This window comes from Escherichia sp. E10V10, assembly GCF_004211985.1.
Classification (GTDB): Bacteria; Pseudomonadota; Gammaproteobacteria; order Enterobacterales; family Enterobacteriaceae; genus Escherichia.
Window position 1 is genome coordinate 32864 of record NZ_RHJO01000004.1, and the last position, 26396, is coordinate 59259.

The following is a 26396-nucleotide window of genomic DNA, read 5'->3' on the forward strand; positions in this document are numbered from 1 at the left end:
CACTACAAACTCCTTTGCGATAATCCTTGCAAAATCAGGTCAATATGACAGGTTACCGTCTGGTTAATCAGTTCGGTCTTTTCTTCATCGAACGCAGTCCAGCCGGTACGTAACAGAATCGTTTCTTTGCCGAGACGAAACGCCAGAATCTCGCCAATCAGCGCATGGGTATGGAGGATCATGCGGGTATCGTTGGCGTCGCAGCCGGTCCAGGCGGCAATCAGGCGTGTCAGGTGGCTGTGTAGCGGGCTAATCACCTGTTCATGCACCAGATGGTAGGCCGCCGTGGGAGAGAGCTGTTCACGGGAGATAAACTTGCTGAGGTTGACGGTGTCATCCTGGGTGAGCAGTTGGATCATGTTCCTGCAGGCGCGAAGGATCAGTTCGCGGATAGCGGCGCGATCCGGCTGTGGTTGTGCGAACAAGCGTTCGGCTTCCTCGGCGTGCGGACGGAACTGCTCGCCAATAAAATCGGCAATCCACTGGGCGCAGGCGAGGTACAAATCTTCTTTCGAACCGAAGTAATAGGTAATGGCAGCGATATTCTGCCCGGCCTGGGCGGCGATATCGCGGGTGGTGGCGTTCATTCCATACTCACCAAACTGTGCCAGTGCCGCAGCAATCAGCTGTTTTTTCGCCTGTTCACCTTTGGTTGTCATGGCAGGACTATTCATAGCACAGCCCATTCTTAATCAAATGATTGATTAAGATTATGACTCATTTTTAGCGTTGTCCAGTATGGCCAGGAATTTTAGCAACGCCAGTCACAGGGATAATTTATGCGCTGCGTCACAAAAACTGCTACACTCCGCTCCCTCATGACATTGTGGTTTTTGTCATTTTCCTTTTCAGTATCTCCCTGAAAACTACACCGGTAACGGTCGGGGCGGTTCGGAGTAGTTATGTCTTTCGATTCTTTGGGTTTAAGCCCTGATATCCTGCGCGCCGTTGCCGAGCAAGGTTACCGTGAACCCACCCCTATTCAGCAGCAGGCGATCCCTGCGGTGCTGGAAGGCCGCGACCTGATGGCCAGTGCCCAGACCGGCACGGGCAAAACAGCGGGCTTTACGTTGCCGCTACTACAACACCTGATTTCCCGCGAGCCGCACGCCAAAGGGCGTCGTCCGGTTCGTGCGCTCATTCTTACCCCGACCCGTGAACTGGCGGCGCAGATTGGCGAAAACGTCCGTGATTACAGCAAATACCTGAACATTCGTTCGCTGGTGGTGTTTGGTGGTGTGAGCATTAACCCGCAGATGATGAAACTGCGTGGCGGCGTTGATGTGCTGGTGGCAACACCGGGGCGTTTGCTGGACCTGGAACATCAGAATGCGGTGAAGCTGGACCAGATAGAAATCCTCGTCCTCGATGAAGCTGACCGCATGCTCGACATGGGCTTTATCCACGATATTCGTCGCGTGTTAACAAAACTGCCAGCGAAGCGCCAGAACCTGCTGTTCTCCGCCACTTTCTCTGACGACATTAAAGCGCTGGCAGAAAAGCTGCTACACAACCCGCTGGAAATCGAAGTGGCACGCCGCAATACCGCGTCTGATCAGGTGACCCAGCACGTTCACTTTGTCGATAAGAAACGCAAACGCGAATTGCTGTCGCATATGATTGGTAAAGGGAACTGGCAGCAGGTGCTGGTGTTTACCCGTACCAAACATGGTGCTAACCATCTGGCTGAACAGCTCAATAAAGATGGCATCCGTAGTGCGGCGATCCACGGCAATAAATCGCAAGGTGCGCGTACTCGTGCGCTGGCCGATTTTAAGTCGGGCGATATTCGTGTGCTGGTGGCAACTGACATCGCTGCGCGCGGTCTGGATATCGAAGAGTTGCCGCACGTCGTCAACTATGAACTGCCAAACGTACCGGAAGATTATGTCCACCGTATAGGGCGTACCGGTCGCGCGGCAGCTACCGGTGAAGCGTTGTCGTTGGTGTGTGTTGATGAACACAAACTGCTGCGTGATATCGAAAAACTGCTGAAAAAAGAGATCCCGCGCATTGCGATTCCGGGCTATGAGCCGGACCCGTCAATCAAAGCGGAACCAATCCAGAATGGTCGCCAGCAACGTGGCGGCGGCGGTCGTGGGCAAGGTGGTGGTCGCGGTCAACAGCAACCTCGCCGTGCGGAAAGTGGTGCAAAATCTGCAAGTGCGAAACCTGCAGAAAAACCCTCTCGTCGCCTCGGCGATGCCAAACCGGCAGGCGAGCAACAACGTCGTCGTCGTCCGCGTAAACCTGCCGCTGCGCAGTAATCTTTTGATGCCGGGCATAGCCCGGCATCAGGCTGATGACAAACGCAAAACTGCCTGATGCGCTACGCTTATCAGGCCTACGTGAACTCTGCAATATATTGAATTTGCATGCTTTTGTAGGCCGGATAAGGCGCTTGCGCCGCATCCGGCATTTCACAACAAGCACTTGTCAGCAATTTGAGAACGCGGAAAAAAGATTTCTCTGTTTTACCGCTCATAAGCCACCCGAGACGTTACTTCTCTATAGCCAATTGTTCGCGCAACTCCATTAAAAGGTAGCCCAGTCGATTCTTGCCCTTACCATTACCACCGTCTCCCCAGTAAGCATCATTTTCCGTATGCTCAACCAGTTTTGCGGACGCGGTTGCCAGCAAAAGCGTGCGCAGTTCTGTATGCTGTTCGAATTTAGCGCGAAGCGCTTTTCGCATCACCTGTTCTTTGACCGACTCCCAGTTTTTACGCAGAGGCTTAGAACGATCGCGCCCCATGCGTGCGGCGACCATGGGGGAAGAAACCCGACGGATCTCTTCGCGGTATTTTTCATCAAGGAATTTTTGTGCTTGGAAATAGTGTTCTGAGGTGGGCCAGGTTTTCCCGTCAACCTTAATGGGCCAAGCGGCAAAGTTAGAAAAATCACCGTAGTCATCGCCGGTGCTGTAGAAATTTATGGTGGTGTCTTGCATGACGTGTTGGATCCTTTGTGTTCGAACGGGCATTAAACCGCATTATGTTGGTGGTTATTGCGAGTCGCTTTCCTGAAACAGAAAAACCATTACCCCTGAAAACCGAAAAATGCCACAATATTGGCTGTTTATACAGTATTTCAGGTTTTCTCATGGCATTAACCGCCGCGCTTAAAGCGCAAATTGCCGCCTGGTATAAGGCGCTTCAGGAACAGATCCCCGACTTTATTCCCCGTGCGCCGCAGCGGCAGATGATTGCGGACGTCGCCAAAACGCTGGCCGGAGAAGAAGGGCGGCATCTGGCGATTGAAGCCCCCACCGGCGTTGGGAAAACGCTCTCCTATTTGATTCCCGGCATCGCCATTGCCCGCGAAGAGCAAAAAACGCTGGTGGTGAGTACCGCCAACGTGGCGTTGCAGGATCAGATCTACAGCAAAGATTTACCGCTGCTGAAAAAGATCATTCCCGATCTTAAATTCACTGCCGCTTTTGGGCGTGGGCGCTACGTTTGCCCGCGTAATCTGACGGCGCTCGCCAGCACTGAACCCACGCAACAGGATCTGCTGGCGTTTCTTGACGACGAACTGACGCCGAACAATCAGGAAGAGCAAAAACGTTGTGCGAAGCTGAAGGGCGATCTCGACACTTATAAATGGGATGGTCTGCGCGATCATACGGATATCGCTATAGATGACGATCTCTGGCGTCGTTTGAGTACCGACAAAGCCAGCTGCCTCAACCGCAACTGTTACTACTATCGTGAATGCCCGTTTTTTGTCGCTCGTCGGGAGATTCAGGAAGCGGAAGTGGTGGTGGCAAACCATGCGCTGGTAATGGCGGCGATGGAAAGCGAAGCCGTATTGCCTGACCCGAAAAATCTGCTGCTGGTACTGGACGAAGGTCATCACCTGCCGGACGTGGCGCGGGATGCGCTGGAGATGAGCGCCGAAATCACCGCGCCCTGGTATCGGCTACAGCTGGACTTGTTCACCAAACTGGTCGCTACCTGCATGGAGCAGTTTCGCCCGAAGACGATCCCACCGCTGGCGATCCCTGAACGTTTGAATGCGCATTGTGAAGAGTTGTATGAGCTTATCGCCTCGTTAAACAACATTCTCAATCTCTACATGCCTGCCGGGCAAGAGGCAGAGCACCGTTTCGCGATGGGCGAATTGCCTGATGAAGTGCTGGAGATCTGCCAGCGGCTGGCGAAACTCACCGAGATGTTGCGTGGTCTGGCGGAGTTATTTCTTAACGATTTAAGTGAGAAAACCGGCAGCCATGACATTGTACGTCTGCATCGGTTGATTTTGCAGATGAACCGCGCGTTGGGGATGTTCGAGGCGCAAAGCAAACTCTGGCGGCTGGCGTCTCTGGCGCAATCTTCCGGTGCGCCGGTGACCAAATGGGCGACGCGGGAAGAGCGCGACGGGCAGTTGCATCTCTGGTTTCACTGCGTGGGGATCCGTGTTAGCGATCAGCTGGAAAGGCTGCTGTGGCGCAGTATTCCGCACATTATTGTCACCTCTGCAACCTTGCGTTCGCTGAACAGTTTTTCGCGTTTGCAGGAGATGAGCGGGCTGAAAGAGAAAGCGGGCGACCGCTTTGTGGCGCTGGATTCCCCCTTCAACCACTGCGAACAGGGCAAAATTGTTATTCCCCGGATGCGCTTTGAGCCTTCCATTGACAACGAAGAACAGCACATTGCTGAAATGGCGGCGTTCTTCCGTGAGCAGGTGGAGAGCAAAAAACATCTCGGTATGTTGGTACTGTTTGCCAGCGGACGGGCGATGCAGCGGTTTCTCGACTATGTGACGGATTTACGGTTGATGTTGCTGGTGCAGGGCGATCAGCCACGTTACCGTTTAGTTGAACTGCACCGCAAACGCGTCGGCAACGGTGAGCGCAGTGTGCTGGTGGGCTTACAGTCATTTGCCGAAGGGCTGGATTTAAAGGGCGAGCTGCTAAGTCAGGTGCATATCCATAAAATTGCCTTCCCACCTATTGATAGCCCGGTGGTGATCACCGAAGGAGAATGGCTGAAAAGCCTCAATCGCTATCCGTTTGAGGTGCAAAGCCTGCCGAGCGCCTCGTTTAACCTGATCCAGCAGGTCGGGCGTTTGATCCGAAGCCACAGCTGCTGGGGGGAAGTGGTGATTTACGATAAACGCTTGCTGACCAAAAACTATGGCAAGCGACTACTGGATGCATTACCGGTATTTCCGATTGAGCAACCGGAAGTCCCTGAAGGTATAGTTAAAAAGAAAGAAAAAGCGAAATCCCCACGCCGTCGGCGGCGTTAATGATGTGAGTCAGGTAAGGAGTCGTAAATGGACTATCGCAAAATCATTAAAGAGATCGGGCGCGGGAAAAACCACGCGCGCGATTTAGACCGGGATACTGCGCGCGGTCTGTATGCCCATATGCTCAACGGTGAAGTCCCTGACCTTGAGTTGGGCGGCGTATTGATTGCGCTGCGTATCAAAGGGGAAGGGGAAGCAGAGATGCTCGGCTTTTACGAAGCCATGCAAAATCACACCATCAAGCTGACGCCGCCTACCGGCAAGCCGATGCCGATTGTCATCCCCAGTTACAACGGCGCGCGTAAACAGGCCAACCTGACGCCGTTGTTAGCGATTCTGCTGCATAAACTCGGTTTTCCTGTGGTGGTTCACGGCGTTAGCGAAGATCCAACTCGTGTGCTGACCGAAACCATTTTCGAACTGATGGGGATAGCGCCAACGCTGCACGGCGGGCAGGCGCAGGCGAAGCTCGACGAACATCAACTGGTGTTTATGCCTGTGGGCGCGTTTTGCCCGCCGCTGGAAAAACAACTGGCGATGCGCTGGCGGATGGGCGTGCGTAACAGTGCGCATACCCTGGCGAAACTGGCGACGCCATTTGCCGAAGGTGAGGCGCTGCGTCTTTCCAGCGTTTCGCATCCGGAATACATCGGACGCGTCGCGAAGTTCTTTAGCGATATTGGCGGACGAGCGCTGTTAATGCATGGCACTGAAGGTGAAGTGTATGCTAATCCGCAACGCTGCCCGCAAATCAATCTGATCGACCGTGAAGGGATGCGGGTGCTGTATGAAAAACAGGACACTGCTGGCAGCGAGCTACTGCCACAAGCCAAAGACCCGGAAACTACGGCGCAGTGGATTGAACGTTGCCTGGCTGGCAACGAACCGATTCCCGAATCGCTGAAAATCCAGATGGCTTGCTGCCTGGTGGCTACGGGTGAAGCGGCAACTATCAGCGACGGCCTGGCGCGCGTTAAGCAATCATTTTAAGTTCTCCCCCAGCCGGATGAGCACTGTCATCCGGCCTTTACCCCACCGCAATATGAAATTCCTGCATCTTTATTGACCTTCCCGCGTCTGGCGCGCAGCATAAAAAAGCAACAGGCATATAACATAAACAGGAGTTAACCATGGAAAGTGGTCATCGCTTTGATGCGCAGACGCTACACCGTTTTATTCAGGCTGTATTTCGTCAGATGGGGAGCGAGGAACAGGAAGCAAAATTAGTTGCCGATCATTTAATCGCGGCAAATCTGGCTGGGCATGATTCACATGGCATTGGCATGATCCCAAGCTATGTGCATTCCTGGCGCCTGGGTTCTTTGCAAATCAACCATCACGCCAAAATTATCAAAGAGGCGGGGGCTGTGGTCACGCTTGATGGCGATCGCGCATTTGGTCAGGTGGCGGCACACGAAGCGATGGCGCTGGGGATTGAGAAAGCGCATCAGCACGGCATTGCCGCCGTGGCGCTACATAACTCGCATCATATCGGCCGAATCGGTTATTGGGCGGAACAGTGCGCGGCGGCGGGGTTTGTCTCTATCCACTTTGTTAACGTGGTTGGTATTCCAATGGTTGCACCGTTCCACGGCCGCGACAGCCGCTTTGGAACCAATCCGTTCTGTGTGATTTTTCCACGTAAAGATAACTTCCCGCTGTTGCTTGATTACGCCACCAGCGCCATCGCATTTGGTAAAACTCGCGTCGCCTGGCATAAAGGTGTCCCCGTGCCGCCAGGCTGCCTGATTGATGTTAACGGCGTCCCGACGACTAACCCGGCGGTCATGCAGGAGTCGCCGTTGGGGTCGTTGTTGACCTTTGCCGAACATAAAGGCTACGCGCTGGCGGCGATGTGTGAAATTCTTGGCGGGGCGCTTTCCGGCGGTAAAACGACGCATCAGGAAACGTTACAAACCAGTCCCGATACCATTCTTAACTGCATGACCACTATCATCATCAACCCGGAACTGTTCGGCGCGCCGGATTGTAGCGCGCAGACCGAAGCCTTTGCCGAGTGGGTGAAAGCTTCGCCGCATGATAAAGATAAGCCGATTTTGCTACCGGGTGAGTGGGAAGTGAACACGCGTCGCGAACGGCAGGAGTTGGGGATCCCATTGGATGCGGGAAGCTGGCAGGCCATTTGTGATGCGGCGCGACAGGTTGGTATGCCGGAAGAGACGTTGCAGGCTTTCTGTCAGCAGTTAGCCAGCTAAAAAAAAGCCCGTCCAGTGTCGGACGGGCAAACAAGGGTAACATAGGATCAATGAGGGTTAGAGCATATGCGTCTGTCGGCAAACAGACAGGGAAATACTTGTGCTGGACGTAGCGTAAACGTCATATCCGACCAACGGTTCGGAATTTGTAGGCCTGACAAGACGCGATAGCGTCGCATCAGGCATCTGCTGTCGGATGCGGTGTAAACGTCTTATCCGACTTACGAATTACTTATAGATAACCGCAGTTCCGCTTAATTTATTGTTGTTGGTGGCGGAAGTAATGCTGTATCCACTGGCACCGGCAGCTGCCGCTTTCTCAGCCAGTTTCGCTTCCAGGGCATCGAGGGTGGATGCGCCATCGGCAGAAACTACGCCGATTTTGTTCATGCTCTGTGCCTGGGATGCCGTTACCGGTTCCGCGGCAAATACGCCAAATGACAGAGTTGAAAGAGCCATAGCAGCAACAACAGTATTGATAGTTTTCATAATTAATCTCTCGCAGGTGATTTTTGTTTAAGTGACGTTGTTTCGTCGATGTGATGAGTATCACGTTTTTTTACGAGAGATAAAATCGAAGAGAATTGACCGCCTTGTTCAAATAAATTGATTGATATCTAACATATTGATAAATCATTTATTTGTTGTACTTATGGACCCGTTTTATATCGCGTGGCAGTCACGGCAGCGTTAAAGGCACGGAATGCCACGAAAAATACAAATTATACTCGCTATACATCCCGCCAGTTGTAGTTAACGTAACTGGCTGTCTTTCGAACCTCTGCGATTATATCCTGTATAAGCTGGTTTTTGTAAATCTTTCTCCTGCTGACAATGAATGCATAAGCGCACGCCAGGAATGGCTTCCCGACGGGCCTGCGGGATGGGGGCGCCACACTCTTCACATTCATACAGGCTTTCGCCACGCGGAATTTCACCCCGAGCGCGAGCGATCGCATCTTCAATTGTACTGTTGATCTGTTCGTTGACGGCGTCATCGCTAGCCCAACCGGATGCCATATCGTCCTCCCCATATCAATGCTTGTACAGTTAAGTGTAGCTAATATAGGGTCGAACTCTGGCAGTTCAAGCGTCAGATCTCCGACCATTCCCGCAGCAGATTATGATAAAGATTGAGCAGCGACAGGATCTCTTCACTTTCGCCATAGCGGCTTTTCAGCGACTGAATATTGTTGTCCAGTTCAAACATCATGGCGCGCTTTTTATCATCGCGGATCATCGACTGGATCCACATAAATGATGCCACTCGCACGCCGCGGGTTACGGGTGTCACGCAGTGCAGGCTGCTGGAGGGGTACAACACCAGATCGCCAGCCGGGAGTTTTACCCGATGTTGTCCGAAGGTGTCATTAACGACCAGTTCGCCGCCGTCGTAGCTTTGTGGATCGCTCAAAAACAGCGTGGCAGAAAGGTCAGTGCGCATCCAGCCGTTTTGTGGATGGCTGCGTACTGCGCCATCCACATGAAAACCATAAGTTTCATTGTTCTGATAGCGATTAAACAGCGGTGTGGAAAGGGTACGCGGCAAGGCAGCGGCAAAGAACAAAGCATGTTGGTTAACCGCGTTCAGCACCTCATTTTGCAGTGCGGCGTACAGGGCGCTGCGGGTGTCCACTTGCTGATTGCTCTTAACTTGTGCGCCTTGTGCACCGGTGGTGACGCGTCCATCAACCCATTCGGCTCGTTCCAGTTGTTCGCGAAACCGGGCGACGTCCTGTGGCGATAGCACGCCAGGAATGTGGTACATCATACAAGTTCTCCAAAAAGTGGGGCCTTGTGCCCCACACCGATTTTTAACAGTCATGCCGGATACGGCGTGAACGCCTTTTCCGGCCTACCAAATGATGTGAATTCAATGTATTGCACAACCTTGTAGGCCTGATAAGCGCAGCGCATCAGGCAATGGTACTCAGGTGCCGGATGCGGCGTGAACGCCTTATCCGGCCTACAAAATGATGTGAATTCAATGTGTTGCACAACCTTGTAGGCCTGATAAGCGCAGCGCATCAGGCAACGGTGTTCAGATGCCGGATGCGGCGTGAACGCCTTATCTGGCCTACCAAATGATGTGAATTCAATGCATTGCACAACCTTGTAGGCCTGATAAGCGCAGCGCATCAGGCAGACCTGTTCTCGCCATCAACATTAGTGAGCCTTGCGCCCCACATCTGAATCAGAAATGCATATTGGCGGTGAGCAGGAACGTTCTTGGTTCGCCCGGGTGGTAACGGTAGCCGCTCTTGTTGATTGAGGCGACGTAATCGGTATCAAACAGGTTGTAGACGTTTAGCTGGAAGTCGAGATTGCGATTAACCCGATATCCCAGTTTGGCATCGGCGACCCAGTAACCTTCGGTAAACGCTGGCGTTCCCACCGCGCCATCTGAACCTTTATGCATACTGCCGATGTAACGTGCGCCTGCGCCAACGGAAATATCATCGGTTGCCTGATATTGGCTCCATAAGGTAAAGGCGTGCTCCGGCGTATATGGCAGTGATGATGAACCATCCTGAGCCACATCCGCGCCATTTTTTATGGTCGCTTTTTGCTGGGTGTAGCCGCCAATCACCTGCCACGCGGGCGTGATATTCCCGGCCACGGATATCTCATAGCCTTCGATGCGTTTCTTACCGTATTGTGAGTAAGTCCCGTCATCGTTTTGCTCAACTTCATTTTCGATATCAGTACGGAACAGCGCGGCGGTAAGCAACAGGCGTTTATCCAGCACCTGCCATTTGGTGCCAATCTCACTGGTGTTGGCTTTTTGCGGTTTAAAGTCGGTGCGGCTGGCGCTGTTACCGCTGCCAGACTGCGCAAGGGCGAAGTTGTTGCCGCCCGGCGGCTGCTGGGAAACGGCATAGTTAATATAGACATTGCCGTTTTCCGTCAGGTGATACAGCGCCCCGGCTTTCCAGTTGACCAGATTGCCCGACTTGGCAGTGTCGACGGTGGTGACCGGAGAACCGTTTGCCACGCCAGCAGGGCAGGTGACTGCGCCGCGTCCACTGCCGCCGCAGGCGGTGGCACTGTCATATTCAGTATGATAATTATCCAGGCGGATCCCGCCGTTCAGCTCAAAATCACGGGTGATTTGCAGCGTATCGAAGGCATAAATTGCGAAGGTATCCGTCTGACCATTGGCGTTTGCGCCGTTGCGCGTCAGGCCGCCGGGATGAATGCTGCTGTCAGGATGATAAATATTCACCGCCGGTAACGTCAGCGGATTAACGCCGTAGTTGGTCTGCGTTTCACGGGTAAATTCCACGCCAGTACTAACATCATGACCGATAGAGCCGGTATAAAACGTGGTAGTCAGGTTGGTCTGGTTGGTGAGAATTTTATTACTCACATCTTTGGTGTTCGCCGTGCGTGACCACGTCCAACTATTCACATCGCTGGTGGGCTGGGTAATATTCGACGCCCCGCCCATAATCGCCGTCATCAGGTAATCCTGCTTCACGCGCGACCATCGGGTCGTATTGCGAATGGTGGTGTTATCGTTGATGTCGTGCTCAAAACGCATGGTGGCGGTATCGGTGGTCGAATCGTCGTAATCGGAATCCGTGCCATAAAAGTTATGCGTATCTACTTTTCCGGAATGATTCAGTGCCGCCGTTCCCGCAGATGGGGCGGAATAGCCCGGCAAACCGATGGTCGGAATGCCGCCGTCTGGCGTGTTGTGCTGGGTGACATGCAGATAATTAAGATACAAACGATTCGCTGTGCCAAGGCCAAAAGCTACGGAAGGGGCGACGCCGTAACGCTCATTTTTGACTTTGTCGCGTCCGGCATCGTGCGTTTTTTCGCCCATCACATTCAGACGCACCGCGGAGGTATCGCCAATCACCTGATTGACGTCCAGCGTGCCGCGGCGGAACCAGGCGCTGCCAATACTGGCGGAGGCGTCAATGCCGGAATCATTGCGCGGCTGCTTGCTGATCATATTGATCGAGCCCGTCGGCGCGCTGCGCCCGTAGTCGGTACCGGACGGCCCTTTAATCACTTCGACCTGCTCAGTATTGAAGGTGTCGCGCGAGACGCTGCCGATATCGCGAATGCCATCAATATAAATACTGTTAGAGGTGTCGGCACCGCGCATATAAATGGCGTCGCCAGTGGTGGAGTTACCGTTCTCACCAGCAAAAAATGCACCTACGCCGGGGACGTTTTTGAGCGCGTCGGTAAGGTTGGTCGCGCCCTGATCTTTAATCACTTGTTCAGAAATCACCGTCATCGTGCGGGTCGTATCCGCTACCGGACGCGAGAATTTCGGATCGGCAGATTGTTGTGGCGCATAAAGCGAAGGCGTTGAGGCTTCGACAACCAGCGTGTCATCCGCGTTAGTTTGCCCTTCGGCGGCGAGTGCCTGTGCCACAGGCGTGATGCCAATACAAAGACCAGCAAAGAACGTGAGCGAATGAAATTGTCTGGCAGGGAAATTGCGATTGTTTTCCATTTAGCAGGTGACTTTTTCTTATATGTTTAAGTTTTCACTGTCACGAGAAAGCATCTCTGCGGATGCGATGCCACTGTTAATCCCGTAATAGTGTTCGTGAAAGTGATAATAATTTTGATAAGCATTATCACTTAGCGCGATTTTCTATCACCCATTGCGCGAAAAAGAAATACATTTATTTACATTGCGTTCATATTTGATGTTTTTTGATTACAAAACAGGCGAAAACTGCATCCAGAGGCGAATGCAGTTACGTTGGTGGGGTTATTTGTAGATGGTTGCAGTACCGAACATCTGGTCATTTCCGCCCGCGGAATTAATGACATAACCTTTCGCGCCTTGTTCGCGCGCTTTTTCTGCCAGTTTATCCTCCAGATCGCTTAGGTTTGATGCGCCAGTTGCCGAAACGGTACCGGCGGGCCGTAGCTGACCGCTGTCCTGGTTACTCAGAGGCTGCGCGGCATAAGCCGTGAAGGTGATTCCGCTCAGGACGGTGGCAATCAGTAGTGCGAGGCACTTTTTCATAATGACATCCTCAGAAATACAACGAGTAGTGCCTGATAAGTGTAGGTCGCCTGTGCGGTGCAAATGACGCAAAAAATTGACAGAGATGTGCTTATTTTTTGAACGATATATTTTTACAAAACAAGACAAATCAATGACATGCATGATGCTGATTTTTATGGTGAATTGCTATAAGCCATAGTCATGTTAAGGTCTTTCGAAATGATAAACGCAGCCAGATATTTACCCTGTCGCGTTATGCGGGTATCTTACGCCGCTGCTTAAAGGAGAATGCTATGTCCGCCCAGAAACCGGGGTTGCATCCGCGCAACCGTCATCACAGCCGCTACGATCTCGCCACGCTTTGTCAGGTCAATCCTGAACTCAGGCAATTCCTCACGCTTACACCCGCCGGGGAGCAAAGCGTAGACTTTGCCAATCCGCTGGCGGTGAAGGCGCTCAATAAGGCGTTGCTGGCCCATTTTTACGCCGTAGCGAACTGGGATATTCCGGACGGTTTTCTCTGCCCGCCAGTACCGGGCCGGGCGGATTATATTCATCACCTTGCCGATTTACTGGCTGAAGCAAGCGGAACAATTCCAGCTAATGCCAGCATTCTGGATATCGGCGTTGGTGCGAACTGTATTTACCCGCTGATTGGCGTACATGAATATGGCTGGCGTTTTACCGGCAGCGAAACCAGCAGCCAGGCGTTAAGCAGTGCGCAGGCGATCATCAGTGCTAATCCAGGGCTTAACCGCGCCATTCGTCTGCGTCGGCAAAAAGAGAGTGGGGCGATTTTTAACGGCATCATCCATAAAAACGAGCAATACGACGCGACCTTGTGTAACCCGCCATTCCACGATTCCGCCGCTGCGGCACGGGCAGGTAGTGAGCGTAAACGCCGTAACCTGGGGCTGAACAAAGACGATGCACTGAACTTTGGTGGTCAGCAACAGGAGTTGTGGTGTGAAGGCGGTGAAGTCGCCTTTATCAAAAAGATGATTGAAGAGAGCAAAGGCTTCGCGAAGCAGGTGATGTGGTTTACCTCGCTGGTATCTCGTGGTGAAAACTTACCGCCGTTGTATCGTGCTCTGACGGATGTTGGCGCGGTGAAAGTGGTCAAAAAAGAGATGGCCCAGGGGCAAAAGCAGAGTCGCTTTATTGCCTGGACCTTTATGAACGACGAGCAGCGTCGCCGTTTTGTCAATCGCCAGCGTTAAAGCGTTGGCTCCCCCGGCGGCAGCGGTTCTGCCGGGGCCGCGCCCGGAGCAGGCAGCACCTGATAAGTCTGCACTGGCGCGCGAACACCCGCCAGGTCGAAATGTTTTTTCACCTGGCTGTCGAGGGCAAAGCGTACCGTCCACTGTTTGAGTGGCAGCGTGGTGAACGAAACACGCAGCGTAAACGCGGTATTGCTTAAGCCGACAATCCCGGCAAAGTTCGGTTCACCAATAACCAGCCCGCGAATTTCTTCGTTTTCCATCAATTCCGCTACCGCATCTTTCAGTGCCTGATTGGCTTTATCAGCATCTTCATGGCGATCAACATCGTAATTTGCCACCACCGAACCAATGCCGCGGACGAAGTTAGCAAAAGTGGTAATCGAAGACCACGGAATGATGTGATACGCCCCGGTATCCTGGCGCACGCCCACGGAGCGAATCGACATCCGTTCGACTGTGCCGGTCAACGGCCCGATAGTCACCAAATCTCCAGTGTTCATGCCGTTTTCAAACTGAATAAATACCCCGGTGATAATATCTTTCACCAGCGTTTGCGAACCAAACGAGATCGCCAGACCTAATGCCCCGGCACCTGCCAGCAATGGCGCGATATTGACGCCGATTTCCGACAACACAATCATGATGGTGATGGTACTGATAATCACCGCCAGCGCGTTACGAAATAGCGTCAGCAGGGTACGCGTACGGGCGCTGGGTAGCGGGCGGCCATGAATATCCGAAGCCAGCCGGTTTTCGATCAAACTGGCGAGCACCGTCCAGCCAACCGCCGAGAAGAAAAGAATGAGTGCGATACGGATCAGGATATCTACGGTTTTCTGCCCCGCGCCGTTTTGCAGCCAGTTCCAAAAATCGAACAATCCCCATGCGCTCAACAGCAACATTACCGCCACGCAGACTGTCAGAATACGCGCCGTTTTCAGTGCCGCCGAAAGCCAGCCATTCAGCCGTTTTTGCAGCTCCGGATAGTTACGCTGAGTATGTGGCGAGAGGGTGATGGTTTTCGCCAGCCAGCGGGAAAACATACCGGAAACAAACGCTGCGATACCAATAATCGCCAGGCTGCGCACCGTTGCACCCATCATAAATTTCAGGCTGTTGCCTGGATCGAACAACGAAAAGAAAAACAGCACGATAAAATAGGCGCTTGCCAGCCAGTGCCACACCAGCGCAAAGGCGCGGATAAACAGGCTGAAAAAGGCCAGCGAATGCTCCGCAAAGTTGAGCAAATGTTGGGTAATCTCTTTTTTATTACGAAAGATCAGGTACAACGCCCAGACGGTCATGCACAGCATAATGATGACGTTCGCCAGCGCACCTATCTGTACATTCACCTGATTAGAGATAATCGGCACGGCCACAATCAGGCCATAGCCAATCAGGCTGCTTAACCAGCTCAGGCGACGGCTCCAGTAACGGGCGCTCTCGTCCTGAATCGTGAACGGGCGCAGCTCCGCCACGTTTGGGCAAAAAATCAGACGTAGTACGGCTTTGAAAAATTCAATCAGGGCAAAGGCGTTGAGAAACAAACTTTGTTGGAAAGCGATGGTGCGACTGCCCGCATTCAGGTTGTCGCTTAATACCTGGCCGACAAATAATGTCAGTGCCAGTAACAGCAGGTCGATAATAAACGCCCCGATAATCATCGCCGGAAGCTGCAGCCAGTTGCTGCGTTCGCGATTTTTTTGCCGCGCCCACTGGCCCATTTTGCGATACAGCGGCAGTGCGCACAGACGAATCAGCCAGTAAAAACCAAACACTAATACCGCTAACATTGAAAAATGGCTCAGCGCATTGCTGAAGGTTTGTGGATTAAATGGCTTATGCGGGGAGCCGGTGATATTGCGATAAAGTTGCCCGAAGCGGGCGGAAAGGGCTTCACCATAATGGCGGCTGACTTCGGTGACCTTTTGCAGCACGGTTTGCTCTTCAACCAGCGTCGGCGGCACGATCTTCGGGACCGGTTCCGCAGGGGGCGTCGCGGCGACAGTACGCAACTGGTCGATCAACTCTTTACGCGAGGTGTCATTATCCAGCACATCCGCCAGTGCGCCATAGGCCGCTTTTTTTTGTTCGATATCCGGTTCCGGGGCCGGTTCAGTCGTTGAGTCCGTTGTCGTTGTGGTTGTAACGCCGGGTATGGATACCGCGTGGGCAGGTGCGCCCAGTAGGCAGAAGAGGATGAACAGGATCCACCGCATGACTCCTCCAGTGAGAAAACAGAGCAAAAAGATAAGTATAGATGCTGGGGGAGGGGCGATTTTAAATGAGAGGAATCTGGTGTGTCTCCCTTTCGGGTGAAAGGGAGGAAGGGATATTAAGCAGGTTGCTGACAACGTGCGGGATTTTTTGCCGGATGTGGCGTGAACGCCTTATCCGTCCTACACGTTCATGCAATTTTAATAAGTTGCCATATATCCTGTAGGCCTGATAAGCGTAGCGCATCAGGCAATGTGTCTTATTAAGAGACGTGCTGTAAAAATTCCTGCAACCGCTGGCTCGGCGGATTTTTGATCAACGCCTGCGGATCGCCATCTTCCGCAATCCGGCCTTTGTCGATAAAGATCAGGCGCGAAGCTACTTTCTCGGCAAAACCGATTTCGTGGGTCACGATCACCATCGTCATCCCTTCTTCAGCCAGATCCTGCATAACCTTCAGCACTTCATGGCGCAGTTCCGGGTCAAGAGCGGAAGTCGGTTCATCAAACAGCATCATTTTCGGTTTCACCGCCAGCGCGCGGGCAATCGCCACACGCTGCTGCTGACCACCAGAAAGTTCGGAAGGGTAGTGATGGGCGCGTTCCGCCAGACCGACTTTCGCCAGCAGTTCACGTGCCAGTTTTTCCGCCTCTTCTTTGTTCGCGCCACGCACGCGTAGCGGGCCAAACATGACGTTTTCCAGCGCCGTCAGATGCGGGAAAAGGTAAAACTGCTGGAACACCATACCCGCTTCCTGGCGAATCAGGCGCTCGTCAACTTTCGGATCGTTAACCTTCAGACCATCGACAATCAGATCGCCGGAGGTGATTTCTTCCAGTTTGTTGATGCAGCGCAGCAGGGTCGATTTACCGGAACCGGACGGCCCGATAATCACCACGACTTCGCCCTGGGCAATATTCAAATCGATATTGTGCAGCACCTGGGTTGGGCCAAAGTGCTTGGAGACGTTTTTAAATTCAATCACAGGATTTTCATCCTTCTTTCCAGACGACGCAGAATAAAGCTCAGCACCAGGGTAATAATCAGATAGAACACCGCCACGGCGCTCCAGATCTCAAGGGCGCGGAAGTTACCGGCAATAATTTCTTGCCCCTGACGGGTCAGTTCCGCCACGCCGATAACAATAAACAGCGATGTATCTTTAATGCTGATGATCCACTGGTTACCCAGCGGCGGCAGCATACGGCGCAGTGCCAGCGGTAAAATGACGTAGCGAATGGTTTCCCAACGTGAAAGGCCGAGCGCCAGTCCTGCTTCACGAAAACCTTTGTGGATTGACAGCACCGCACCACGCGTGATTTCCGCAATGTACGCGCCGGAGTTGATCATGATGGTGACCACCGCCGCAGTAAACGGGTCGATGCGTAAGTCGTTAAACGCCATCGGCAGGGCGAAGTAGATAAACATCACCTGGACGACGATAGGTGTGCCGCGGATCACTTCAATAAAGACCAGCGCGACGTGGTTGGCTATCCAACCACCGAAGGTGCGTGCAAAACCTGCCGCCAGTCCGATCACCAGGCCGCCAGCCAGACCGAGGACCGAAATCCACAGGGTCATTTTGGCGCCTTCAATCAGAAGCGGAATGGCAGGCCAGATGGCACTCCAGTCAAACTGCATATGTTGTTCCTGTTACCGTGGTGTAAATACCCGAGCCAGAAGGCTGGCGGGGCGAAACGCTGGCCCGGTATGCAAAAGGCCACCGGGCCATAAATTAAAGGCAATCATTATTTCGGTTCAGTACCGAACCATTTTTTGTAGATTTCGTTGTATGTGCCGTTCTCGCGCAGGGTTTTCAACGCGCCGTTGATTTTGTCACGCAGCTCGTCGCTACCTTTCGGGAACGCAATACCGTATTGCTGTGCTTCCAGAGAGTCGCCTACCGCTTTGAACTGACCGTTACCGGCGGTTTTGATGAAGTACAGAATGTTTGGTGTGTCGTGCAGGACGGCGTCTGCGCGGTTAGTCCCCAGTTCCATATAGGCGTTATCGATGTTCGGGAACTGACGCAGATCTTTAGTTTTGATGTTTGCTTTTGCGTAATCAACGGAGCCAGTGCCGCTCTTCACAGCAACCACTTTACCGTCGAGATCTTTCACGCTTTTCACATCGTTATTGTTGGCTTTCACCATCACTAACAGGCCGCTTTTGTAGTAGCCGTCAGAGAAATCGATCGCTTTTTTACGCTCGTCGGTAATGGTAATGCCCGCCAGCGCCAGATCGATGTTTTTGGTTTGCAGTGCTGGGATGATGCCACTGAAATCCATTGGTTTCAGTTCGTAATCCAGCTTCAGTTCTTTGGCGATAGCAGCCCACAGATCCACATCAAAACCAACGTATTTGTCGCCCTGTTTAAATTCAAACGGAACGAAGGCGGTATCCGTCGCCACAACCAGTTTTTTATCCGCGGCATGAGAAGAAACCGCAAAAGCCAGGGTCAGTGCAGCCAGTGAAACTTTTAATACAGACTTCATAGCATTTCCTTTTTTCTATCCACGGGACGATCCCCTGCGTGACATTTACGTATATGAAAAAATCGTGCCAGTTTTACAACTCTTTGATTTTTATAGGAGCAGTAAAAACGGGTTGCACAATTTATGGGGCAACATCTCCGGTCTGCACCATATTGGGGCGCCAAAGTGGTGCGCAAAAATAGTGCACTCAACACAGAGGTTATTTAGCGTAAATTCTGATGAAAAAACAATCTTTATGTAACGATTGTGTGATGTTGTTGATACAAGTATTTTACTTTGACAGGCGGAGAAGGCGATGAGTTGCACTAAAAAAGTGCGTAGAGGCGGGCAGCAATACAAAACGGCCTCCTGTCAGGAAGCCGCTTTTATCGCTTACTTAAGTTTTGCACCATCTGCGATGGATTTATTCGATATTAGATTCGATAAACCACAAGAATTTATCCAGGTCGCGGGAAGCGGCGGTCAGGATATCTGCGGTGTCGTCATCTTTCGCTTCGCCAATCGCTTTGCGCACGTCGTTGGCAACAATCGCGTAACGGTCAGCCAGCTCTTTCAGGTGATCCTGAACGCTGTGGATGTCCAGCGGGTAGCTTTTCAGCGGAGTTTTGCTGTTAATAACTTGAGTGGTACCAAGGGCAACGCCACCCAGCTGCACTGCGCGCTCTGCCATAGTATCCAGGTGATCGGTCAGTGCGGTACGGAAACCATCCAGCATCTCATGTACGGCAATGAAGTTAGCGCCGCGCATGTTCCAGTGCGCTTGTTTGGTAATCAAAGAGAGATCAATAAACTGGATAACCTGGCGATTCAGCAACTCAACTGTCGCTTTCTTCTCGCTGTCAGAGACATCGTTGCGGGTATAAAGCAGATTGGTCGCTTTTGCTTTGACTAATTTAGCGGTACTCATAATTTCATATCCTCTTGATGTTGTGTCCCAGTAATTAACGAGACTAAGTATAGCACCGCCCTGGTGTTCTGCTATTCTGGCTGTCCCTATCACACTAATAGCGGTAACAAGCGTGAAAAATAAAAACCATATAAATTCACATAGTTATGTATATTGCTGGAGGCGATTCTTATTTTCTTTTTTACGCGAGCTATTCAGAGAGAATAGGTTTTAGGATAACAAGATATATAAAAAGGGCAGGGATGAAGAGTCGTGTAATATTCTGCATGGTTATGCATAACCATGCAGAAAGCTAGCTTTAATTAATATCTAATTCTTTAATTTTAGTCTCTTTGCGCGCTGTCAGCGTTGAGCCCATTGAGGCGGCAATAATCGCGCCGAGGGCCAGCAGTTGTATTGGCGCCAATGTCTCACCGAGGAAAATCATTCCGGAAACGGCAGCCAGTGCAGGCTCCATACTCATTAGCGTACCAAATGTCCGGGTCGGCAGACGGGTGAGGGCAATCATCTCAAGCGAATAGGGCAGAGCGGTAGAGAGGATAGCGACAGCCAGACCCAATGGAACAACCGACCAGTGCCAGAGCGCCTCTCCAGCCTGGAATGCGCCAATCGGCACGAAAATAAGCGCTGCAATCAGCGAACCGATAGCCACCGTCGCCGGGCCGTGTTCCGCACCGGCGCGTTGCCCACTTAATATGTAGATAGCCCAACAAGCACCGGCACCGAGCGCCAGCGCACAGCCGGTTAGGTCGACATGCGAAACATCCTGCCCCAGCGGCAGCAGGAACCACAGGCCGAGTACCTCCAGCACAACCCAAACAAAGTCTACGGGGCGACGAGAAGAGAACAGCGCCACTGCCAGTGGCCCGGTGAACTCCAGCGCCACCGCAATCCCAAGCGGTACGGTCTGAATAGCAAGATAAAAAAGATAGTTCATTCCACCCAGTGAGATGCCGTAAAACAACAGCGGCAAGCGCTGTTCTTTGGCAAACCGCAGTCGCCACGGTTTAAAGAATGCGATAAGAATCAGTGTTCCCAGCGCCAGACGCAGTGCAGTCACGCCCGGCGCGCCAACCAATGGAAAAAGCGACTTTGCTAATGAGGCCCCGCCCTGAATAGACGCCATGGCAACGAGCAATAATAATATCGGTAACCAGACCGGCATTTTACGTAATGTCCCTGGCATCCGTTCCCCCATAAATTTGTATAGTCAGGTAAAGCGAGGAGTGTACTGGATATAACTAAAACTGGTTGAGCATTTGTTGAAAAAATTTTCCCCGTTTTGACTAAAATGCGCCAGGATTGATTGATTCATCAGCTTGGTGATTAGGAATAATCTGGATGAACGGCAGTGAAAATATGCGTAATACTTACGCAGTTCACTGAAAAAATGATTTAAATTTAGATGGATAGCGGCATGTGGAAACGTTCTGTTACATGAAATGGCCCGTTAGACATCACAAATCGCGAAGAGTTTCCCATTAATTTTTGATATATTTAAAGCTTAGGACTTATTTGAATCACATTTGAGGTGGTTATGAAAAAAATTGCATGTCTTTCAGCACTGGCCGCAGTTCTGGCTTTCACCGCAGGTACTTCCGTAGCTGCTACTTCTACCGTAACTGGCGGTTACGCTCAGAGCGACGCTCAGGGCAAAATGAACAAAATGGGCGGTTTCAACCTGAAATACCGCTATGAAGAAGACAACAGCCCGCTGGGTGTGATCGGTTCTTTCACTTACACTGAAAAAAGTCGTACTAACAGTGCAGGCGATTACAACAAAACCCAGTACTACGGCATCACCGCTGGTCCGGCATACCGCATCAACGACTGGGCGAGCATCTACGGTGTTGTAGGTGTGGGCTACGGTAAATTCCAGGACACCAACTACCCGACCTATAAACACGACACCAGCGACTACGGTTTCTCCTACGGCGCAGGTCTGCAGTTCAACCCAATCGAAAACGTTGCGCTTGACTTCTCTTACGAGCAGAGCCGTATTCGTAGCGTTGACGTAGGCACCTGGATTGCCGGTGTTGGTTACCGCTTCTAATCACTTCGGTGATATAAAAAATCCGCCCTTCGGGGCGGATTTTTGTTTTTAAGGTTTCGGGTCGAAAATATCGGTTCCGAGATGGTTGTAATCCACCTTCTGTAACTGGAAGTTGGTGATGTATATCGGCCCGGCTTTCTTCTCGGAAATAAACGGGTAGTTGATGTTGATTTCCTGCGCTTTAATTCCCGTCCACTGTGAGAAAAAACCTAAGAAATCATTGGCTGAACGGCGGGCTTTAATCACCCGATGCGCTTTATCGTCGCTGGAAATGACCATAAAAGGCACCTGGAAATTCTGCTGATATTTATCATCGTGGGCCAGGTATTGCACTTCTTTTCCGCGTTCTTTAAAGGCTAAACCGTGGTCTGAAAAATAAACCATGGAGAAACTGCTGCCGCTGTTGCGTAACTGGTCGTACAGTTTGCGCAGTAAATCGTCCGTCTGCGTCATGGTGTAGAGATAGCACGATGTTTCTTTCGATTGTACAAAGGTTTCGTATTTGCCTTGTGTCCGGTCACAGGCCTGAGGATGTGAACCCATCAGATGCAAAACAATCAGTTGCGGCTGCGAGTGTTCTTCCGCCAATACCTGAGCGGTCATTGTCAGTAGTTCTTCGTCTTTAGCGTTCTTATCTGCTTCAAAATTACCGTTTTTCAGGAAGTGCACTTCATCTGCACGTTTAGCGATGCTGGCGATAGCCGTATCGTATTCGCCAATTTGTCCCTGATTAGAAAACCACCAGGTCTGGAATCCTGCTCGGTTGGCCAGGGTCACAAAGTTATCCTGAAACTGTGGCTTACCATCGACTACGCGGTTAAGCGTTAATCCGAGAGATTTCTGCGTGGAGCCACTGGCAGCAATGTAATCAGCAAAAATCAAGCCGTTAACGCTACTGGCAAACGGGGTATTGTTCCAGTGACCGCCAAAGGCACCGAGGGCATCGCGACGTGCGCTTTCGCCAATGACCACCACATAAGTGTGATATTTTGGTTTAACCGCAGTGACTGTCCAGGTATCTTTCATCCCGGAAAGTTTCGCCATCCGTTCTTGCTCTTCAATCACCTCGTTATTATTGACGATGACATCCTTAGCAAAACGAAATACCGGATAACCGGTGTCTTTGAGTTTAAATACACCGCCCCAGGCGAGATTTTGAACCGGAGCGACAAAAAATGTCGCCACACTGAATACCAGACACAGGGTGTCGAATTTATTCCAGCGTGCTTTTTCATTCTCTTTTTTCCGCCTGATCGCAATCACGCCGAGCGCAAAAATAAATAAGCCGACCAGATAGCTATACCACGGGAAGATCGTAAGAATTTCGGTCGACTCTTCCATATTGGTGGAATGCAGCGCCAGCAATGTATTGAAGTTAGGCGCACCGTACGCCTGAGCAAAAGGAAAATAACAGGCCGCCACCAGCGAACAGACACCTATTAAGGTTTTTTGCACGCGCGGCAACATCCGCCATAACAAAAGCAAAACGGCAGTAAAAGCGACGGTATAGAGAAAACTAAAGGGATAACCTAAACCAAGGTTAATCAATAGCGACTGTAAAAAGTAGAACGCAGTCCACGGGCTAAAAACCCGGCTACGGGAAACAAGCGATTCTTTAAGGGTTAAGTTCATATGCCACTATCGTAACAAACGCCATGTGCTTACCCTGGCGTCAAGGGTCAATACCTGCAAGAGTGCGTGAAGAGGGGGAAGGGTCCGCATCTGCGAGCCGCAATATACGCAGGGCTGCAAGAAGATAGAGCGAGCTGCCGTTCAGGTCAACTACTGAGGAACAAATCTTTTGCGAAGAGAATAGCAAATCCGATAAAAAGTGGGGTTTTTCAATCCAGAACACTCTATGCCTGCAATAAAGCAGGAGTAAAGCGGCGTACCGCGACGCCGCTATTTATCGGAAGGTTTATCTTGCTGCGGTTTGTTGTTGACCATATCGCACAACATCGAGAGCAGCATTAACCGTACTTTAAAGGGAGAGTGACTAAACACGCGCATACACCTCTTGAACTCATTCATAAGACCTCCTGACTTGCTAATCCCGTCGATCCATGAGGGATGATTGCATTACATACAGATATAGCACAGGCTATATTATATAGCTATTGCTAAAACGTTAAATTTTTGTGCCTTAGCAACTCTGGTTTACAATGTGTGCACGAAATGAGAACGCTATCCATGCGTCACCATAATGAGGAAGCACAATGAGTCGTCGCGCAGGTACGCCAACAGCAAAAAAAGTGACGCAGTTAGTGAACGTGGAAGAGCACGTTGAAGGATTCCGCCAGGTCAGAGAGGCACATCGCCGTGAGCTTATCGACGATTACGTTGAGCTGATTTCTGACCTGATGATGGAGGTGGGAGAAGCGCGCCAGGTTGACATGGCCGCCCGTCTGGGAGTCTCTCAACCTACGGTGGCTAAAATGCTTAAGCGCCTGGCAACAATGGGATTGATTGAAATGATCCCCTGGCGTGGCGTGTTTTTAACGGCGGAAGGAGAGAAGCTGGCACAGGAAAGCCGCGAGCGGCATCAGATAGTTGAAAACTTCTTGCTGGTATTGGGCGTTAGCCCGGAAATCGCCCGTCGCGACGCGGAAGGCATGGAGCACCATGTCAGTGAAGAGACGCTGGACGCCTTTCGTTTGTTTACCCAGAAACACGGTGCCAAATGAGTCTGCCTTTTTTACGCACGCTGCAAGGCGATCGCTTTTTTCAGTTATTAATTCTCGTTGGCATCGGATTAAGTTTTTTCGTTCCTTTCACACCTAAGTCCTGGCCTGGCGCTATTGACTGGCACACCATCATCACCTTAAGTGGCCTGATGCTGCTGACCAAAGGGGTCGAGTTAAGCGGTTATTTTGATGTGCTTGGGCGCAAAATGGTGCGCCGTTTTGCTACTGAGCGTCGACTGGCGATGTTTATGGTGCTGGCAGCGGCGCTGCTTTCTACGTTTCTGACCAACGACGTCGCGCTGTTTATTGTTGTTCCGCTGACCATCACGCTAAAAAGACTGTGTGAGATCCCGGTTAATCGGCTGATTATTTTCGAGGCGTTGGCGGTGAATGCCGGATCGTTGCTGACGCCGATTGGCAATCCGCAAAATATCCTAATCTGGGGACGCTCTGATCTTTCGTTTGTCGGTTTTATTGCCCAAATGGCCCCGCTGGCTGGTGCGATGATGCTGACACTACTGCTGCTGTGTTGGTGTTGTTTCCCTGGAAAGGCGCTGCAATACCATACTGGTTCGCAGATGCCGGAGTGGAAACCTCGGCTGGTGTGGAGTTGTCTGGGGCTGTATATCGTCTTCCTTATGGCGCTGGAGTTGAAACAAGAGCTGTGGGGGCTGGTGATTGTGGCGGCGGGCTTTGCGCTGCTGGCGCGTCGCGTGGTGCTGAGCGTGGACTGGACGTTGCTGCTGGTGTTTATGGCGATGTTTATCGACGTCCATTTACTGACCCAACTTCCGGTATTACAGGGCGTGTTGAGCAACGTGAGTCATTTATCTGAACCTGGATTATGGCTGACGGCGATTGGTTTATCGCAGGTAATCAGTAACGTGCCGAGCACGATTTTGCTGCTCAATTATGTGCCACCGTCTTTACTACTGGCATGGGCGGTAAACGTAGGTGGCTTTGGTTTATTACCCGGATCGCTGGCAAATTTGATTGCGCTACGGATGGCGAACGATCGCCGTATCTGGTGGCGTTTCCATCTCTATTCAATACCGATGCTGTTGTGGGCGGCGCTGGTGGGATATGTTTTGTTGGTTATGATCCCGGCGGGGTAAGGTCGGGCAAATTAAAAAGGCGGATTATTAGTCCGCCTCTGATTGTTGGTAATACGCGCTTTGTTCATGCCGGATGCGGCCTACAAAAACTTGCGGATTCAATATATTGCAGGTTCTGCGTAGGCCTGATAAGCGTAGCGCATCAGGCAATTATGTATTGCCATCAGCAGCCTCAGGCGGATTATCACTCCGCCTTCTGCTTTAAGTTTTGAAGGTTAATTCAGACGAACCGGCATCCCGGAACGGTTTTGAATAGCCTGGTCCAGAACCGCCTGATCAACGTCTGGCTGAGTGGTCACTGTCTGCACGCTCTTCGTCAGAGTAATCGGTACAATTTCCTGACCTTCAAACTGGGCTTCGGTGGTAGACAGCGGGTTATGGACTTCAATATAACGGCTGCCGTCTGGCTCGGTAGTCGCTTTTACCGGCTCATCAATAAACTGCACGCGAGTACCGACTGGCACTTTCTCGAACAGGAATTTAATGTCTTCGTTACGCAGACGCACACAGCCGTGGCTTACGCGCAGACCGATACCGAAGTTAGCGTTGGTGCCGTGGATAGCGTACAGGCGACCGATGTACAGTGCATACAGCCCCATTGGGTTATCCGGGCCAGCCGGAACGACAGCCGGAAGCGGTTCGCCTGCTGCGCGGTACTCGGCGTGCATTTTGGCGGTCGGTGTCCAGGTCGGGCCTGCTTTCTTACGCTCTACTTTGGTGGTCCAGTTGATAGGTGTGTCTTTACCTAACTGACCAATCCCGATCGGCAACACGATAACGGTGTTGGTCCCTTTCGGATAGTAGTACAAACGCATCTCTGCGCTGTTAATCACGATACCTTCATGCACGGTATCTGGCAGGATCAACTGCTGTGGAATGTTCAGTACGGTGCCGCCTTTCGGCAGGAAGGTATCCACACCAGGGTTCGCTTCCATCATGTTGGAAAGACCCATCTGGTACTCGGCAGCAAAATACTCCAGCGGCTGAGTGTTACCTTCAGGGATAGTGATCACCTGATTCTGACCAACCAGGCGACTCCCGTCGGTTGGCAGAGGATAAGTTACCGCAGAGGCGGTACTGCAAAAGCCGACAACAGCGAAGGCCGCTGCGAATAATGTTTTCAATTTCATATTCATGTTAAGCGAGATTTAGTGCCTGGCAGGCCATTAGGTTGAGAATATTAGAGTATTGGAAGCGCATTATATGTTCATTCCAGCTAACAGTGAAATCAGATGTGTACTAAATCACA

The 26396-nt window shown here is 51.6% G+C and carries 27 protein-coding genes; 9 read left to right on the forward strand and 18 right to left on the reverse strand.

The genetic code is table 11. The features are described 5' to 3' along the window. Positions 1-2: 2 nt before the first annotated feature. Positions 3-674 carry a DNA-binding transcriptional regulator CecR gene (gene cecR, locus D9736_RS08915; protein ID WP_024191852.1) on the reverse strand — a complete coding sequence of 224 codons (672 nt, stop codon included), beginning with the start codon at positions 672-674 and terminating at the stop codon, positions 3-5. 228 nt (positions 675-902) lie between these two features. Between cecR and rhlE the strand changes: the two genes are divergently transcribed. Then, complete coding sequence (gene rhlE, locus D9736_RS08920; RefSeq protein WP_130258155.1) at positions 903-2267, forward strand: ATP-dependent RNA helicase RhlE; 1365 nt, start codon at positions 903-905, stop codon at positions 2265-2267. 77 nt (positions 2268-2344) lie between these two features. On the opposite strand, the gene D9736_RS23360 is transcribed toward rhlE, so the two are convergent. Further along, positions 2345-2485, reverse strand: coding sequence for a hypothetical protein (locus tag D9736_RS23360; protein WP_165383153.1), 141 nt, complete (start codon positions 2483-2485; stop codon positions 2345-2347). 15 nt (positions 2486-2500) lie between these two features. After that, positions 2501-2983 carry an N-glycosidase YbiA gene (gene ybiA / locus D9736_RS08925; RefSeq protein ID WP_130258156.1) on the reverse strand — a complete coding sequence of 161 codons (483 nt, stop codon included), beginning with the start codon at positions 2981-2983 and terminating at the stop codon, positions 2501-2503. Positions 2984-3102: 119 nt separating this feature from the next. Here ybiA and dinG point away from each other — a divergent pair, with 119 nt between their 5' ends. The 3 genes from dinG (at position 3103) to hcxB (ending at position 7469) form a co-directional block, all read left to right on the forward strand. After that, positions 3103-5253, forward strand: a complete 2151-nt coding sequence (dinG, locus tag D9736_RS08930) for an ATP-dependent DNA helicase DinG (protein WP_130258157.1) — start codon at positions 3103-3105, stop codon at positions 5251-5253. A gap of 27 nt (positions 5254-5280) precedes the next feature. After that, a complete protein-coding gene (gene ybiB / locus D9736_RS08935; RefSeq protein ID WP_130258158.1) occupies positions 5281-6243 on the forward strand; it encodes a DNA-binding protein YbiB in 963 nt (320 codons plus the stop codon). Between the two features lie 140 nt (positions 6244-6383). Further along, positions 6384-7469, forward strand: a complete 1086-nt coding sequence (gene hcxB, locus D9736_RS08940; RefSeq protein WP_130258159.1) for a hydroxycarboxylate dehydrogenase HcXB — start codon at positions 6384-6386, stop codon at positions 7467-7469. 228 nt (positions 7470-7697) lie between these two features. Here the strand turns inward: hcxB and ybiJ are convergent, their stop codons facing one another. The 6 genes from ybiJ to mcbA all read right to left on the reverse strand — a co-directional run bounded on the left by ybiJ (position 7698) and on the right by mcbA (position 12471). Continuing rightward, on the reverse strand, positions 7698-7958 hold the full coding sequence (gene ybiJ / locus D9736_RS08945) for a DUF1471 family protein YbiJ (RefSeq protein ID WP_000849307.1): 261 nt from the start codon (positions 7956-7958) through the stop codon (positions 7698-7700). A gap of 264 nt (positions 7959-8222) precedes the next feature. Beyond that, positions 8223-8489 carry a C4-type zinc finger protein YbiI gene (gene ybiI, locus D9736_RS08950; RefSeq protein ID WP_130214871.1) on the reverse strand — a complete coding sequence of 89 codons (267 nt, stop codon included), beginning with the start codon at positions 8487-8489 and terminating at the stop codon, positions 8223-8225. Positions 8490-8562: 73 nt separating this feature from the next. After that, the gene (gene ybiX / locus D9736_RS08955; protein ID WP_130258160.1) at positions 8563-9240 is read right to left on the reverse strand and encodes a PKHD-type hydroxylase YbiX; all 678 of its coding nucleotides are present in this window, start codon (positions 9238-9240) and stop codon (positions 8563-8565) included. Positions 9241-9290: 50 nt separating this feature from the next. Further along, on the reverse strand, positions 9291-9608 hold the full coding sequence (locus D9736_RS08960; RefSeq protein WP_130258161.1) for a hypothetical protein: 318 nt from the start codon (positions 9606-9608) through the stop codon (positions 9291-9293). Between the two features lie 55 nt (positions 9609-9663). Then, a complete protein-coding gene (locus tag D9736_RS08965; protein ID WP_130258162.1) occupies positions 9664-11946 on the reverse strand; it encodes a catecholate siderophore receptor Fiu in 2283 nt (760 codons plus the stop codon). Positions 11947-12210: 264 nt separating this feature from the next. Next, on the reverse strand, positions 12211-12471 hold the full coding sequence (gene mcbA, locus D9736_RS08970) for a DUF1471 family periplasmic protein McbA (protein WP_010347475.1): 261 nt from the start codon (positions 12469-12471) through the stop codon (positions 12211-12213). Positions 12472-12746: 275 nt separating this feature from the next. Here mcbA and rlmF point away from each other — a divergent pair, with 275 nt between their 5' ends. Further along, on the forward strand, positions 12747-13673 hold the full coding sequence (rlmF, locus tag D9736_RS08975) for a 23S rRNA (adenine(1618)-N(6))-methyltransferase RlmF (RefSeq protein WP_001275941.1): 927 nt from the start codon (positions 12747-12749) through the stop codon (positions 13671-13673). Here the strand turns inward: rlmF and ybiO are convergent. The 6 genes from ybiO to rhtA form a co-directional block, all read right to left on the reverse strand. Beyond that, positions 13670-15895 (reverse strand): mechanosensitive channel protein, encoded by a 2226-nt coding sequence (ybiO, locus tag D9736_RS08980; RefSeq protein ID WP_058101129.1) that lies wholly within the window; start codon positions 15893-15895, stop codon positions 13670-13672. The two genes, rlmF and ybiO, sit on opposite strands and share 4 nt — an antisense overlap. A gap of 260 nt (positions 15896-16155) precedes the next feature. Beyond that, on the reverse strand, positions 16156-16878 hold the full coding sequence (glnQ, locus tag D9736_RS08985; RefSeq protein ID WP_032302757.1) for a glutamine ABC transporter ATP-binding protein GlnQ: 723 nt from the start codon (positions 16876-16878) through the stop codon (positions 16156-16158). Continuing rightward, complete coding sequence (glnP, locus tag D9736_RS08990) at positions 16875-17534, reverse strand: glutamine ABC transporter permease GlnP (RefSeq protein ID WP_061090926.1); 660 nt, start codon at positions 17532-17534, stop codon at positions 16875-16877. Before glnP ends, glnQ begins: the two co-directional genes overlap by 4 nt. 107 nt (positions 17535-17641) lie before the next feature. Then, positions 17642-18388, reverse strand: a complete 747-nt coding sequence (gene glnH / locus D9736_RS08995) for a glutamine ABC transporter substrate-binding protein GlnH (RefSeq protein ID WP_130205139.1) — start codon at positions 18386-18388, stop codon at positions 17642-17644. Between the two features lie 403 nt (positions 18389-18791). After that, on the reverse strand, positions 18792-19295 hold the full coding sequence (dps, locus tag D9736_RS09005; protein WP_064530112.1) for a DNA starvation/stationary phase protection protein Dps: 504 nt from the start codon (positions 19293-19295) through the stop codon (positions 18792-18794). Between the two features lie 298 nt (positions 19296-19593). After that, entirely contained in the window at positions 19594-20481 is an 888-nt protein-coding gene (gene rhtA, locus D9736_RS09010) for a threonine/homoserine exporter RhtA (RefSeq protein ID WP_130258163.1), read from the reverse strand. Between the two features lie 233 nt (positions 20482-20714). Between rhtA and D9736_RS09015 the strand changes: the two genes are divergently transcribed. Continuing rightward, on the forward strand, positions 20715-20780 hold the full coding sequence (locus D9736_RS09015) for a protein YliM (RefSeq protein WP_120795379.1): 66 nt from the start codon (positions 20715-20717) through the stop codon (positions 20778-20780). A 52-nt stretch (positions 20781-20832) separates the two neighbouring features. After that, positions 20833-21348, forward strand: coding sequence for an outer membrane protein OmpX (ompX, locus tag D9736_RS09020; protein ID WP_105289445.1), 516 nt, complete (start codon positions 20833-20835; stop codon positions 21346-21348). 48 nt (positions 21349-21396) lie between these two features. Here ompX and opgE read toward each other — a convergent pair whose 3' ends face one another. Both opgE and mntS read right to left on the reverse strand, forming a co-directional pair. Continuing rightward, a complete protein-coding gene (opgE, locus tag D9736_RS09025) occupies positions 21397-22980 on the reverse strand; it encodes a phosphoethanolamine transferase (RefSeq protein WP_130258164.1) in 1584 nt (527 codons plus the stop codon). A 270-nt stretch (positions 22981-23250) separates the two neighbouring features. Beyond that, on the reverse strand, positions 23251-23379 hold the full coding sequence (mntS, locus tag D9736_RS09030; protein ID WP_001001761.1) for a manganase accumulation protein MntS: 129 nt from the start codon (positions 23377-23379) through the stop codon (positions 23251-23253). Between the two features lie 185 nt (positions 23380-23564). On the opposite strand from mntS, the gene mntR reads away from it, so the two are divergent. Both mntR and D9736_RS09040 read left to right on the forward strand, forming a co-directional pair. Further along, entirely contained in the window at positions 23565-24032 is a 468-nt protein-coding gene (gene mntR / locus D9736_RS09035; RefSeq protein ID WP_130214798.1) for a manganese-binding transcriptional regulator MntR, read from the forward strand. Then, positions 24029-25147: an anion transporter gene (locus tag D9736_RS09040; protein WP_130258165.1), complete on the forward strand. Its 1119-nt coding sequence runs from the start codon at positions 24029-24031 to the stop codon at positions 25145-25147. The genes mntR and D9736_RS09040 overlap by 4 nt, the downstream gene beginning before the upstream one ends. A gap of 215 nt (positions 25148-25362) precedes the next feature. Here the strand turns inward: D9736_RS09040 and ldtB are convergent, their stop codons facing one another. Further along, positions 25363-26283, reverse strand: a complete 921-nt coding sequence (ldtB, locus tag D9736_RS09045) for a L,D-transpeptidase (protein WP_130258166.1) — start codon at positions 26281-26283, stop codon at positions 25363-25365. Positions 26284-26396: the final 113 nt, after the last annotated feature.